This window comes from Pseudomonas sp. IzPS59, assembly GCF_014863505.1.
Taxonomy (GTDB): domain Bacteria; phylum Pseudomonadota; class Gammaproteobacteria; order Pseudomonadales; family Pseudomonadaceae; genus Aquipseudomonas; species Aquipseudomonas kribbensis.
In genome coordinates this window covers 1,798,698-1,811,014 of record NZ_CP062251.1, presented here as the reverse complement: position 1 = coordinate 1,811,014, position 12,317 = coordinate 1,798,698, and the positions used below count along the sequence as shown (strand labels likewise).

14 protein-coding genes are annotated in these 12,317 nt (G+C 61.6%); 7 read left to right on the top strand and 7 right to left on the bottom strand.

The window, feature by feature from the left end; all coding sequences use genetic code 11:
* Positions 1-50: 50 nt before the first annotated feature.
* The 3 genes from IF189_RS08230 (at position 51) to IF189_RS08220 (ending at position 2,914) form a co-directional block, all read left to right on the top strand.
* Positions 51-965 (top strand): urea transporter, encoded by a 915-nt coding sequence (locus tag IF189_RS08230; RefSeq protein WP_192553107.1) that lies wholly within the window; start codon positions 51-53, stop codon positions 963-965.
* 21 nt (positions 966-986) lie between these two features.
* On the top strand, positions 987-1,811 hold the full coding sequence (locus tag IF189_RS08225; RefSeq protein WP_192553106.1) for an ion transporter: 825 nt from the start codon (positions 987-989) through the stop codon (positions 1,809-1,811).
* Positions 1,812-1,915: 104 nt separating this feature from the next.
* A complete protein-coding gene (locus IF189_RS08220) occupies positions 1,916-2,914 on the top strand; it encodes a sulfate ABC transporter substrate-binding protein (RefSeq protein ID WP_119428798.1) in 999 nt (332 codons plus the stop codon).
* 55 nt (positions 2,915-2,969) lie between these two features.
* On the opposite strand, the gene IF189_RS08215 is transcribed toward IF189_RS08220, so the two are convergent.
* The gene (locus IF189_RS08215) at positions 2,970-3,590 is read right to left on the bottom strand and encodes a DUF5666 domain-containing protein (RefSeq protein WP_134825906.1); all 621 of its coding nucleotides are present in this window, start codon (positions 3,588-3,590) and stop codon (positions 2,970-2,972) included.
* 243 nt (positions 3,591-3,833) lie between these two features.
* Between IF189_RS08215 and IF189_RS08210 the strand changes: the two genes are divergently transcribed.
* Entirely contained in the window at positions 3,834-5,021 is a 1,188-nt protein-coding gene (locus IF189_RS08210) for an MFS transporter (RefSeq protein WP_085710513.1), read from the top strand.
* A gap of 37 nt (positions 5,022-5,058) precedes the next feature.
* On the opposite strand, the gene IF189_RS08205 is transcribed toward IF189_RS08210, so the two are convergent.
* Complete coding sequence (locus IF189_RS08205) at positions 5,059-5,463, bottom strand: type II toxin-antitoxin system HicB family antitoxin (protein WP_114881918.1); 405 nt, start codon at positions 5,461-5,463, stop codon at positions 5,059-5,061.
* A 169-nt stretch (positions 5,464-5,632) separates the two neighbouring features.
* On the opposite strand from IF189_RS08205, the gene IF189_RS08200 reads away from it, so the two are divergent.
* The 3 genes from IF189_RS08200 to IF189_RS08190 all read left to right on the top strand — a co-directional run bounded on the left by IF189_RS08200 (position 5,633) and on the right by IF189_RS08190 (position 7,645).
* Positions 5,633-6,520, top strand: coding sequence for a LysR family transcriptional regulator (locus tag IF189_RS08200; RefSeq protein WP_192553105.1), 888 nt, complete (start codon positions 5,633-5,635; stop codon positions 6,518-6,520).
* Positions 6,521-6,605: 85 nt separating this feature from the next.
* Positions 6,606-7,073, top strand: coding sequence for a helix-turn-helix domain-containing protein (locus IF189_RS08195; RefSeq protein ID WP_007959254.1), 468 nt, complete (start codon positions 6,606-6,608; stop codon positions 7,071-7,073).
* The gene (locus IF189_RS08190) at positions 7,070-7,645 is read left to right on the top strand and encodes a PIN domain-containing protein (protein ID WP_192553104.1); all 576 of its coding nucleotides are present in this window, start codon (positions 7,070-7,072) and stop codon (positions 7,643-7,645) included. The genes IF189_RS08195 and IF189_RS08190 overlap by 4 nt, the downstream gene beginning before the upstream one ends.
* 52 nt (positions 7,646-7,697) lie before the next feature.
* Here the strand turns inward: IF189_RS08190 and IF189_RS08185 are convergent, their stop codons facing one another.
* From IF189_RS08185 to IF189_RS08165, 5 genes are read right to left on the bottom strand one after another with little or no spacing between them, the layout of a single operon-like run.
* Complete coding sequence (locus IF189_RS08185) at positions 7,698-8,105, bottom strand: hypothetical protein (protein ID WP_085710507.1); 408 nt, start codon at positions 8,103-8,105, stop codon at positions 7,698-7,700.
* 25 nt (positions 8,106-8,130) lie between these two features.
* On the bottom strand, positions 8,131-9,330 hold the full coding sequence (gene ccmI, locus IF189_RS08180; RefSeq protein ID WP_192553103.1) for a c-type cytochrome biogenesis protein CcmI: 1,200 nt from the start codon (positions 9,328-9,330) through the stop codon (positions 8,131-8,133).
* On the bottom strand, positions 9,327-9,797 hold the full coding sequence (locus IF189_RS08175; RefSeq protein ID WP_114881915.1) for a cytochrome c-type biogenesis protein: 471 nt from the start codon (positions 9,795-9,797) through the stop codon (positions 9,327-9,329). Before IF189_RS08175 ends, ccmI begins: the two co-directional genes overlap by 4 nt.
* Positions 9,794-10,330, bottom strand: coding sequence for a DsbE family thiol:disulfide interchange protein (locus IF189_RS08170; RefSeq protein ID WP_011333088.1), 537 nt, complete (start codon positions 10,328-10,330; stop codon positions 9,794-9,796). The genes IF189_RS08175 and IF189_RS08170 overlap by 4 nt, the downstream gene beginning before the upstream one ends.
* Positions 10,327-12,315, bottom strand: a complete 1,989-nt coding sequence (locus tag IF189_RS08165; protein WP_192553102.1) for a heme lyase CcmF/NrfE family subunit — start codon at positions 12,313-12,315, stop codon at positions 10,327-10,329. The genes IF189_RS08170 and IF189_RS08165 overlap by 4 nt, the downstream gene beginning before the upstream one ends.
* Positions 12,316-12,317 lie beyond the last annotated feature (2 nt).

Genomic DNA, 12,317 nt, shown 5'->3' with positions numbered 1-12,317 from the left:
CAGCTTCAAGCAAGACCTTTTGATTGTCCTACTGCCCAGATTGTCCAGACATGCCTGCCAACCATTTCAACACCCACTGCCCCGACTGGGCCGAAGCCTTGCTCAACGGCTTCAGTCAGATCTTCCTCCAGCGCCACCCTTTGTGTGGCCTGCTGTGCCTTTTGGCCATTTTATTCACCGCGCCGGTGCTGTTCGCCGGCGCGCTGCTCGGCGCGGTCGCCGGGTTGCTCACCGCGCAACGACGCAACTACGCCAAGGCTGATCGCCAGGCCGGACTGTTCAGCTACAACGGCGTGCTGGTCGGCCTGTTGCTGAGCCTGTATTTCCCCTGGTCGCCGATGTTGCCACCGCTGATTCTGGCGGCCGGCGGCCTGAGCGCGATGATCACGCAGCAGTGGCTCAAACGCGCGCGCCTCACTGAATACCTGCCGGCTTACACTGCGCCGTTCGTGTTGCTGAGCTGGGTGTTCCTGTGTTTCGCCGAGCCTTCGACGCCGGCTCCGGCGCTTGAACTGAACACGCTGAACCTGCTCGGCGCCGCGCTGAAGGGGTTGGGCCAGGTGATGTTCCTCGACCACCCGCTGGCCGGTGCATTGATCGCTGCCGGTCTGCTGATCGCCGATCGCCGGGCATTTGCCTGGGCAATGGCGGCATCGGCGATTGGTCTGGGTTCCAGCCTGTTGCACCACGACAGTCAGGTCGCGCTGCTCGGTCTGGGTGGTTACAACGCGGTGCTCGCCGCTCTCGCCTTCAGCACCCAGCGCCAGCAACCGTGGTTGCCGCTGTTCGGCATCGGCCTGGCGCTGCTGGTGACCCCGCTGTTCGGTGCCCTTGGCCTTGCGACCCTCACCGCGCCGTTCATTCTCGCCTGCTGGCTGCTGCGCACCGGCATCCGCCTGATGCGCCAACCCGAGTTGAACGCGGCGCCTTGCGCTGACGGGGAGAATCAACCTAGGCTGCGCTGATTTATGGCCAGGGCGATTCGCATGAACGGCAACAACACGTGGCGTGATCGCCTGTACGTGATCATCTTTCAGACTGACACAGTAGCGGGACGTCGATTCGACAAGACCCTGCTGCTGATCATCCTCGCCAGTCTGGTGACGGTGATCCTCGACAGCATCGATGACATCCACCAGAACTACGCCGATGTGCTGGCGTACATCGAGTGGGGCTTCACGGTCATCTTTCTCGGCGAGTACCTGCTGCGCCTGTATTGCTCGCCCAAGCCGCTGCGCTACGCCTTCAGTTTCTACGGGCTGGTGGACTTGCTGGCGATCGTGCCCGGCATCCTCGCGCTGTATTACAGCGATGCCCAATACCTGCTGATCATCCGGGTGATCCGGATGCTGCGGATCTTCCGTGTACTCAAGCTCGGCCCCTACCTGAAACAGGCGCATTACCTGCTCGACGCCCTGCGCGGCAGCAAGCAGAAAATCCTCGTGTTCCTGCTCAGCGTCTGCACTCTGGTCACGGTGTTCGGCACCCTGATGTACGTGGTCGAAGGCCCGGAGCATGGCTTCACCAGCATTCCCAAAGGCATCTATTGGGCTATCGTGACTCTGACCACCGTGGGTTATGGCGACATCGTGCCGAGGACCATTCTGGGCCAGGTGATTTCGTCGCTGGTGATGATCACCGGTTATTCGATCATCGCCGTGCCCACCGGGATTTTCACCGCCGAACTGGCCACCGCCATGCGTGGCGGTCAGCTGCAGCACGACTGTCCGGTGTGCAAGAAAAACAGCCATGAACACGAAGCCTCGTTCTGCTCCCGTTGCGGCAATGCGCTGTTCAAGAAAATGGAATAAGCAAAGTTCTTTTTAATCTTTAAGCGACTATGCGCGCCCCGCTATAGTCGCTGGCAAATGGCCTCACCATTGTAAAAACACCCCCACAGAACAAGGAATGCGTAGTGAAAAAACTCTTTGGCGCCTCACTTCTCGCCGCTGGTCTTGCCTTCGGCAGCGTGGCTCAGGCCGCACCGACCCTGCTTAACGTTTCCTACGACGTGATGCGCGATTTCTACAAGGACTACAACACTGCGTTCCAGAAACACTGGCAGGCCGAACACAACGAAAACATCACGGTGCAGATGTCTTTCGGCGGTTCGAGCAAGCAAGCCCGCTCCGTGATCGACGGTTTGCCGGCTGATGTCATCACCATGAACATGGCCACCGACATCAACGCCCTGGCGGACAATGGTCAACTGGTGCCGAAGGACTGGGTCACCCGTCTGCCGAACAACAGCGCGCCGTTCACTTCGGCCACCGTGTTCATCGTGCGCAAGGGCAACCCGAAAGCCCTGAAAGACTGGCCGGACCTGCTCAAGGACGGTGTGCAAGTGATCGTGCCGAACCCGAAAACCTCGGGCAACGGCCGCTACACCTACCTGTCGGCCTGGGGCTACGTGCTGAAAAACGGCGGTGACGAGAACAAGGCCAAGGACTTCGTCGGCAAGCTGTTCAAGCAGGCCCCGGTGCTGGACACCGGTGGCCGTGCCGCCACCACCACGTTCATGACCAACCAGATCGGCGACGTGCTGGTGACCTTCGAGAACGAAGCCGAAATGATCGCCCGCGAGTTTGGCCGCGACCAGTTCGAAGTCATCTACCCGAGCGTCTCCGCCGAAGCCGAGCCACCGGTCTCGGTAGTCGACAAAGTCGTCGAGAAGAAAGGCTCCCGCGCCGCCGCCGAGGAATACCTGAAGTACCTGTGGTCGCCGGAAGGTCAGGAAATTGCCGCCGCCAACTACCTGCGTCCGCGTGACCCGGCGGTACTGGCCAAGTACACCGACCGTTTCCCGAAAGTCGACTTCCTGTCGGTCGAGAAAACCTTCGGTGACTGGCGCACCGTGCAGAAGACCCACTTCAACGACGGCGGAACCTTCGACCAGATCTACAACGGCCAGTAAGGCGTGAGCTGACATGAAAAAGGCGACCTGAAGAGGTCGCCTTTTTTGTGGCCGGCTACATGGGCGGCTTGACGCCATCCTTACCGGCCGAGATCGATTGCGCGGTCAATGTGCCGTCCGCGCTCTGGGTCACGAAGGTGACGATCTTCACGCCAACCTTGAGCAAGCTGCGATCCCCCGGCGTCAGGTTGACGATCGGCACGTCTTCCGGCACCAGGATCTTCTGCTGGCCGCCCTTGTAGTTGACGGTCAGCACCCGGCCGTTGCTCACCACCAGATCGCCGACGCTGCCATTGGTCATGCTGCTGCCCTTGGCCAGGTCGAATGGCCGATGACCATCGCCGCTGCCGGCCAGCTCCGGCGGGAAGACGTGAACTTCCAGCGCCTTGAGCGTGCCATCCTCCTGGGGAATGGCTGCCGAACCGATGTAGCTGCCGGGCTTGATGTCTTCGATGTTGGCCAGGGTGACGGCGCGGACCTTGGTGTCCGGGGTCAACTGGACCACCACATTTTCACCCGTGTTGACGTGGACTTTGAGGGAGTCGGGGCTGACCCCGGTGATTTCGCCGCGTATGCCCATGCGCATGCCCGGGGCCTCGCCGGCGCAGACGCTGCCGGCACTGAGTACGCCGATCATCAAAAGAGTCGTGGTGTGGCGAAGCAACTGACGAAACATCGCAATCCTCCCGTTGAGTGCACATGGAAACCAAGGCGCAACATAAGCACGCTATCGAACAAGATGTAAGTGAATGTATCATCGCCCCTCTTCGGTCGGACGCAAGGTTCGCCGATGGACGACGGATTGTTCGACGCGATCTATTCCGCAACGGAATAACTGATATCGATCCAGGGCTTCTACCGCCCGCCCGTTTCGTCCCTTAGCCTCACCGCATTCCTTTTCGCTGGATCGAGAAACCCTATGACCGCCACAACTCACGCAATGACCCGAGGCATGGTGCTGCTGTTCGCTTTCTGCTGCGGCGCCATCGTTGCCAACATCTACTACGCCCAGCCGATCATCGGCCTGATCGCGCCGGACATCGGCCTGACCGACACCATGGCCAGCTTCATCGTGTCGCTGACCCAGATCGGTTATGCGCTGGGGTTGTTCTTCCTGGTGCCGCTGGCGGATCTGCTGGAAAACCGCCGTCTGATGATCATCACCACGGTGGTGGCGATTGCCAGCCTGCTGGGGGCGGCGTTTACCGATCAGCCCAATGTGTTCCTGTTGATTTCGCTGCTGGTGGGCTTCAGCTCGGTGTCGGTGCAGATCCTGATTCCGCTGGCGGCACATCTGGCGCCGGAGGAGTCCCGTGGCCGGGTGGTCGGCGGGATCATGGGCGGTCTGCTGCTGGGGATTCTGCTGGCGCGCCCGGTGTCGAGTGTGGTCGCTGACCATCTCGGCTGGCGGGCGATGTTCATGATCGCGGCGGCGTTGATGGCGGCGATCAGCATCGTGCTGGCCCTGACCGTGCCCAAGCGCCAGCCTGATCACAGCGCCTCCTACGGCCAGTTGATCGGCTCGCTGTGGACGCTGCTGCGCCAGCAACCGGTGCTGCGTCAGCGGGCGTTCTACCAGGCCTGCATGTTCGCCACCTTCAGCCTGTTCTGGACCGCCGTGCCGCTGGAACTGGCGCGCAACCATGGCCTGTCCCAGAGCGAGATCGCGATCTTCGCCCTGGTCGGCGCCATCGGTGCCATCGCCGCCCCGATCAGCGGACGCCTGGCCGACGCCGGCCACACCCGCGTCGCCTCGCTGCTGGCCATGCTGTTCGCCAGCCTGAGCTTTCTGCCGGCCTTCATTCACCCGGCCTACAGCGTGATCGGCCTGGCCGTGACCGGCGTGGTGCTCGACTTCTGCGTGCAGATGAACATGGTGCTCGGCCAGCGCGCGGTCTACTCCCTCGATGCCAAAAGCCGCGGCCGCCTCAACGCGCTGTACATGACCAGCATCTTCATCGGCGGCGCCTTCGGCTCGTCGGTGGCCAGTGCGGTGTACGAACATGGCGGCTGGCTGTGGATCGTGATTGTTGGCAGTGCGTTTCCGCTGCTGGCGCTGGTGCGGTTTTTGAGTGTTTCGCAGAAAGCAGTCATGGCGACTGCTTGAAAGGTGCGAGGCGCTGCCCACCGGCAGCGCCCGACGCTCAATGCCGGACCAGTTTCTCCATGGCAGCATCCGCCAGAAAAGATGAACGGCTTTTCACGTTGTGCTCCCGCACATAGCGGTCGATACGCTGGATGACATAACCGGGCAACGTCACGTTGACCTTTTCGGTCTTGCCCATGTACGGCGAAATATCCAGCTCCAGCATGCCCCAGCCCATGTCGGCAAATTCCGGATTGTTGCGGTGGGTGGCCGCCGAGGTCGGCATCGGAATCGGATCACCATCCGCCGCGATCTCCTGCAGCATGATGTGGGCAATCTCGACAGCTGCGTTGTAGGCATCCTCAAACGTATCACCGGCCGTTACCGCGCCGGGAATATCGGGGATCTGAATACCGATGGCGGTGTTCTCGTCGCCCCACTCGATGCAGATTGGGTATTGCATTGTGAAATTGCCTCGCCCATTAAAGTAACTCTAGAGATACCTTTAGTAGCCTGCGGAAGTCGGTGACACAACGTTGGTTGTTTTGCAGGATGTTTTGACCTCCTCAGCCGTAAGGCAAAACTGGGTACGAAGACTCACAATTTTTTAACAAGACTGCACAGGACCGCCGATGGACCGCCTCGCCGCCATGGAAACCTTCGTCTACGTCGTGGAAACCGGCTCGTTTTCCGCCGCCGCCCGGCGGTTGAATATCGGTCAGCCCGCCGTGTCGAAAACCATCGCCCAACTCGAAACCCGCCTCGGCGTGCGCCTGCTGTTGCGTTCGACCCGAGGCCTGACGCCGACCGAGGCCGGTCTGGCATTTTTCGAACGGGCCAGGCGTGCGCTCGAAGAAGCCGACGAGGCTGACAACGCTGCCCGTGGCGTGGCTGGCGGCCTGAGCGGCAATCTGCGGGTCAGCACGGCCGTGACCTTCGGCCGGATGCATGTGGTGCCACACATGGGGCCATTTCTGGATCAGCACCCGCAACTCAATGTCGATCTGCTGCTCGACGACCAGAACATCAACCTCGTGGAGGAAGGCATCGACGTCGCCCTGCGCCTGGGCCCGCTCAGCGACTCAGGCCTGACCGTGCGCAAGATCGCCGAATGCCGGCGCGTCATCGCTGGCACTCCGACCTACTTCGCCAGTTACGGTGAACCCGCCTGCCCTGCCGATCTGAGCCGACACCGCGCCGTCATCTACCACCGTGGCGGCGGCGCGACCTGGCACTTCAACAGGGATGGCGAAGAGCAGTCCGTGACCGTCAATGGCCGCCTGCGCGTCAGCGCTGCCGAAGGTTTGCGTGAGGCGGTTCTGACCCATCAGGGTCTGGCGCTGGGCTCGGAGTGGATGTTCGCACCGGAACTGGCCAGTGGCGCAGTGAAGGCTGTCATGAGCGATTGGGTTTTGCCGAAGCAGGAGCTATGGGCGGTGTTTCCGACGGGCAGGATGGCCAGCGCCAAGGCGCGGGTGTTTGTTGAATATGTGCAGGGGTTGTTGGCGCGAGCGTTGTAAAACCAGCACTCGTTTCGTTTATTGCGATTTTCGCTTATTTCGAATAACGTTCCCGGCATTACTCATTTCCAAAGCCGGACTCGCCATGTCGACCGTTATTCATCCCTCCATCAGCCTCCCCGTAGAACGTGAAGTCAAAGCCGCCATTGAAGGGCAGCGTGCCCTGGCTGCTTACCTTGCGACCCATTTCGAGACCCAACACATCCAGATTTTCGACGAGCAGAATGAAGCTCATCGCGTCGAACTGCCCACCTCGGCCTTGCGCCTGCTGATCGACATTCTGGCGGAGCTGGCAGCCGGCAACGCGGTCCAGGTCGTGCCGGTGCATGCTGAATTGACGACTCAGGAAGCCGCCGACCTGCTCAACGTCTCACGTCCACACCTCATAAAACTGCTGGAAAGCGGCGAGTTGTCCTACCACAAAACAGGCAAGCACCGACGTGTGCGTTTTGCCGATCTGATGGACTATAAGACCCGGCGCACCACCGCCAGCGAGCAGGCAATGGCGCTTCTCGCAGAGCAAGCTCAGGCGTTAAGGACAGGTTACGAGTGAGGCATTCCTCTTTTACCGCTTTGTACGATGCATGCGTCTTGTACCCCGCCCCCTTGAGAGACTTCCTCATGTGGCTTGCGCTCTCGGGACGATTTCGGGCGCGATGGACCCAGGAGATTCACTGCGAATGGAAACGCAATCTGCTGAAGAACCGCCCGGACCTGACGATGGAGCAGCTGGATCGCACCTCAAACCTTATGGATCAAGCAATACCCGACGCCTGCGTCCATGACTATGAAGACCTGATTGCCGGCCTCACCTTGCCCGACTGCGATGATCGTCACGTTCTGGCAGCGGCCATCCGCTGCGGCGCAAGCGTGATAGTGACGTTCAACCAGAAAGACTTTCCCTGCAGATCGCTGGAGCCTTTCGGCATCGAAGCGCAGCATCCGGACGAGTTCGTCGACAACCTCTTGGGGCTTGATCCGGCAGCAGTGGTTGCAGCGGCCCAAAAGCAGCGTCGGCAGCTGAAAATGCCTGCCATGGACGTCGAACCCTTTCTTGATCTACTGCAACGACAAGGCCTGACTAAATCGGTCCAGGCACTAAGCAGCTATCACTCGATTCTTTGAAAGCTCATGACCCTGGATAGCAAAACGGCGATCCAAAGATCGCCGTTTTTCATTACTCCCCGAACTGCTTGCCCAACCCCGCCGGCACACCGTGGATATTGGTGTCCTCCCACGGTCCGTTCGGGCTGATCGAGCGGCTCCAGCCGTTGTTCCAGCGGTAGTAGGTGCGCTGGCGGTAGAAGGTGTTGGGCTGGTCATCCAGCACGTACACGCCCAGTTTCTGGTCCCAGTGGCTGTTGCCGCCCGGTGGCGGGGCGAAGCTTGCCGAGGTGCGCGGGGCGGGTTTCGAGGGTTTGGCCGGGATGCCCGGTTTGCCCGGCGTCGGACTGGTCGACGGGGTCGGGCTCGGCTGTGACGGCGGGATCGGCGGCAGACGTGTCGTCGGCTCCGGCCGTTGCACCGCACATGCGCTCAAGCCCAGGGCCAGTGTGAGGACTGTGATTCGGGCGATGGCGTTCATGGCGGTGCGTTCCTGTGGGTTCCGGCTATTTGTCCGGTCTGTCGATGGTCAGTTTTTGTGGCGCGGTGGTGCTGCTGGCCAGAGGCCCGCTGCGGCCTACCCACTCACCAGCGGTCGGCTGACCGGCACGGGAGACGCGCGCAACCAGTTGGACTTCAGGAAAGTTCGACAGTTTCAACTGCGGCATCATTGCATCGGCATCACCCAGCTCGACGGTCACCGGCAGGTCGGCAACGGTCAGACGCTTGGCGGCCAGCGGCGCTGGAGGGCCGGAAACGGCGCGGGCGAAGATGAACACGCTGTCGCCCGGTTGCACCTTGCCTTTGAGCTCGCTGGCCAGATCGACGCTGACTTTGAGCCGCGCGATTTTCGCCACCGGCGCCTGAGCCACCTTGCCGCCGCTGGCTTCAAGTTTCTCGGTCGCTCGCGCGATACCGCCCTGCAGGGCTTCGCGGGATTTGTCATTCGCTGGCAGTTGCTCCAGCAAGCGGTTCCAGTAGTCGATAGCTTGCTGATAGCGCTCACCTTCGAACGCGGCGATACCGAGCAGGCCGAGGCTGGTGACTTCTTTCGGATCAGCCTTGAGCGCTTCGTCGGTCAGGGCCTGGATCTTGTCCGACCACTTCTTGCCATCGGCGAAGTACTGCGCCTGCGCCCATTGGCCGAGCAGCTCCGGCTGACGACCGGCCAGGTTGGCGGCGCGTTCGAACATCTTCGCCGCGTCCGCCGGACGATCCTGAGCCATATAGGTACGACCGAGGAAATACAGGCCTTCGGCAGAATCCGGCTGCGCGGCCACGGCGCGCTCCAGCCGCCGGGTCATCTCTTCCATCGACTGCGGTGCCTGGGCGAACTCGCGGGTCAGTTCGACTTTGTCGGCGGCACCGAAATGCAGGTACAAACCGAGGCCCAATACCGGCACCAGCACAGCTGCCAACAACGGCAACGGTTTGCCCAGACGCGAAACCCGCGCCGGCGCCACGCCTTCGGTGTCGGCCAACAATTCCCGCGCCGCTTCGGCACGGCCGCTGTCCATTTGCGCAGAATCGAGAACACCTTCAGCCTGCTGCGCTTGCAGTTCGGCGACGCGCTCCTGATACAGCGCGACGTTCAGGGCAGTCCGATCCTCTTCACGCTGGGCGCGACGTTCGCGCAAAACAGGGATCAGCAGAAAACTCAGGGCGACCAGAAGCAACAGCCCTGCGGCAAGCCAGAAATCAATCATTCTTGGTTTTTATCCAACAGTTGGTCGAGGCGCTGACGCTCTTCGGGGGACAGCGATTGCGGAGTCTCGGCGCGTTGCCCGCGACGGCGGCGGACGATCACGGCGATGACGACAAAACCGCCGAGCAACAATCCCGCCGGGCCGAACCACAGCAGCGCAGTCTTGGCATTCAGCGCCGGTTTGTAGCGGACGAAATCACCGTAGCGGTCGACCATGAAGTCGATGATCTGCTGATTGTCCTTGCCCTCGCCGAGCATGCGGAAAATCTCTTTGCGCAGGTCGGCGGCAATCGGTGCGTTGGAGTCGGCGATGTCCTGGTTCTGGCACTTGGGGCAACGCAGTTCCTTGGTCAGTTCGCGGAAACGCTCGCGATCGCCCTCTTTGGCAAACTCGTAGGTGTCGATGGCGGCGTGGGCCACGCCGGCCAGACTCAGCCCCAGTACCACGGCAGCAATAAAGCGCTTCATGGCTTGGCCTCATCGACCAGCGCCTGATACTTGGCCGCCAGTTTTTCGCGCCAGACCTGCTCGTCGATCACCCCGACGTACTTGTCGCGGATGATGCCCTTGGCGTCGATGAAGAAGGTTTCCGGCGCGCCGTAGACACCGAGGTTCAGGCCCAGGGACCCTTCGTCATCGCGGATATCCAGTTGATACGGATTGTGGAACTCGGCCAGCCACTTCAACGCATCGGCGTTGGTGTCCTTGTAGTTGATGCCGTAGATCACCACACCACGCTCGGCCAGCTTGTTCAGCACCGGATGCTCGACCCGGCAGGAAATGCACCAGGTGCCCCAGACGTTGACCAGCGCCGGTTTGCCGAGGATGTCAGCCTTGGTCAGGGTCTTGTCGCCCTGCACCGCCGGCAGGGAAAACTCCGGGAACGGTTTGCCGATCATCGCCGACGGCAGCTCCGCCGGATCCAGGTACAGACCGCGATAAAGAAATACCGCCACCAGCAGGAAAATCGCCAGCGGCACCAGCATCAACCAACGTCTCATGCAGCGGCTCCTTCCATGCCCAGCGCTTCACGCACCTTGGCTTTGACCTTGACCCGGTAACGCCGGTCCAGCGCCGCCAGCATCCCGCCCAGACCGGTCAGCAGACCGCCGAACCAGATCCAGCGCACAAACGGTTTCACATGCACCCGCACCGCCCAGGCGCCGTCGCCCAGTGGTTCACCCAGAGCAACGTAGAGGTCGCGGGTGAAACCGGCGTCGATCCCGGCTTCGGTCATCATCGAACTCTGCACGGTGTACAGGCGTTTTTCCGGGTGCAGCACGCTGACCTCACGGCCATCGCGGATCACCCGGATGGTGCCTTTGTCAGAGGTGAAGTTCGGGCCTTCGAAGTGTTTGGCACCTTCGAACACGAACTGATAACCGGCCAGTTCCATCGACTCGCCCGGCGCCAGACGCAGGTCGCGCTCGGCACTGTTCTGACTCGACAACACCACGCCCAGCGCACACACGGCGATACCGATGTGGGCCAGTTGCATGCCCCAGTAGCTGCGGGTCAGGGTCGGCAGGCCTTTGATCAGGCCTTTGTGGCGCGTCTTGTCGAAGATGTCGCGCACACCGGCCAGCAACACCCAGGCCGCCAACAGGAAGGTCGCGATCACGGCCCAGTTGAAATCGCCGTAGGCGACACCGGCAACGACTGCCATTGCAACGCTGCCCAGCAGCACCGGGGTCAGCATGTTGGCCAGCCATTTCACCGGCGTGTCTTTCCAGCGCACGATCACACCGACTGCCATCACCACCATCAGCAAGGCCATCAACGGAATGAACAGCGCGTTGAAGTACGGCGGGCCGACCGACAGCTTGGCGCCGCTGATGGCATCCAGAATCAGCGGATACAGCGTTCCAAGCAGGATCATCGACGCCGCCACCACCAGCACCAGGTTGTTGCCCAGCAGCAGGGTTTCCCGCGACCACAGGTTGAAGCCGACCTGGCTCTTGACCACTGGCGCACGCAGCGCAAACAGCGTCAGCGAACCACCGACCACGAACAGCAGGAAGATCAGGATGAACACACCGCGCTCAGGATCCGAGGCGAACGCGTGTACCGACGTCAGCACACCGGAACGTACCAGGAACGTCCCGAGCAGGCTCAGGGAAAACGCAGCAATCGCCAGCAACACCGTCCAGCTCTTGAATACGCCACGTTTCTCGGTGACCGCCAGCGAGTGGATCAGCGCCGTGCCCACCAGCCATGGCATGAACGAGGCGTTTTCCACCGGGTCCCAGAACCACCAGCCGCCCCAGCCGAGTTCGTAGTAAGCCCACCACGAACCGAGGGTGATGCCGATACCGAGAAAGGCCCAGGCGACAATCGTCCACGGACGCGACCAGCGTGCCCACGCCGCATCGAGACGACCGCCGAGCAGTGCGGCGATGGCGAACGCGAAGGCCACGGAGAAACCGACGTAGCCCATGTACAGCATCGGCGGATGGACGATCAGACCGATATCCTGCAGCAACGGATTGAGGTCACGACCGTCCGCCGGGATCTGCGGCAGAATCCGCGAAAACGGGTTGGAGGTGAGGATCAGGAACAACAGGAAACCGGTGCTGATCATGCCCATCACCGCCAGCACGCGGGCGAGCATGACTTGCGGCAACTGTCGGGAGAACACCGACACCGCGAAGGTCCAGCCGCCGAGGATCAAGGCCCACAGCAGCAACGAACCTTCGTGGGCGCCCCACACGGCGCTGAATTTGTAGTACCACGGCAGCGCGCTGTTGGAGTTCATCGCGACGTAGGCCACGGAGAAGTCATCGGTCATGAAGGCATAGGTCAGAACGCCGAAGGCGAACAGCAGAAACGCGAACTGCCCCCACGCTGCCGGCTGGGCGAGCCCCATCCACAGACGATCGCCGCGCCAGGCACCGAGCAACGGCACCACGGCCTGCACCAGCGCGAAACACAGCGCCAGGATCATCGCCAGATGGCCAAGCTCGGGAATGAAAATGGTGGACGTCATCG

Bases quoted from the DNA above. Each gene is read 5' to 3' on its own strand.
- IF189_RS08230 (WP_192553107.1), top strand. From the start codon at position 51: ATGCCTGCCAACCATTTCAACACCCACTGCCCCGACTGGGCCGAAGCC.
- IF189_RS08215 (WP_134825906.1), bottom strand. From the start codon at position 3,590: ATGTTTCGTCAGTTGCTTCGCCACACCACGACTCTTTTGATGATCGGC.
- IF189_RS08175 (WP_114881915.1), bottom strand. From the start codon at position 9,797: ATGAAGCGCTTTATTGCTGCCGTGGTACTGGGGCTGAGTCTGGCCGGC.
- IF189_RS08165 (WP_192553102.1), bottom strand. From the start codon at position 12,315: ATGACGTCCACCATTTTCATTCCCGAGCTTGGCCATCTGGCGATGATC.
- IF189_RS08225 (WP_192553106.1), top strand. From the start codon at position 987: ATGAACGGCAACAACACGTGGCGTGATCGCCTGTACGTGATCATCTTT.
- IF189_RS08195 (WP_007959254.1), top strand. From the start codon at position 6,606: ATGTCGACCGTTATTCATCCCTCCATCAGCCTCCCCGTAGAACGTGAA.
- IF189_RS08170 (WP_011333088.1), bottom strand. From the start codon at position 10,330: ATGAGACGTTGGTTGATGCTGGTGCCGCTGGCGATTTTCCTGCTGGTG.
- IF189_RS08185 (WP_085710507.1), bottom strand. From the start codon at position 8,105: ATGAACGCCATCGCCCGAATCACAGTCCTCACACTGGCCCTGGGCTTG.
- ccmI (WP_192553103.1), bottom strand. From the start codon at position 9,330: ATGATTGATTTCTGGCTTGCCGCAGGGCTGTTGCTTCTGGTCGCCCTG.
- IF189_RS08210 (WP_085710513.1), top strand. From the start codon at position 3,834: ATGACCGCCACAACTCACGCAATGACCCGAGGCATGGTGCTGCTGTTC.
- IF189_RS08205 (WP_114881918.1), bottom strand. From the start codon at position 5,463: ATGCAATACCCAATCTGCATCGAGTGGGGCGACGAGAACACCGCCATC.
- IF189_RS08200 (WP_192553105.1), top strand. From the start codon at position 5,633: ATGGACCGCCTCGCCGCCATGGAAACCTTCGTCTACGTCGTGGAAACC.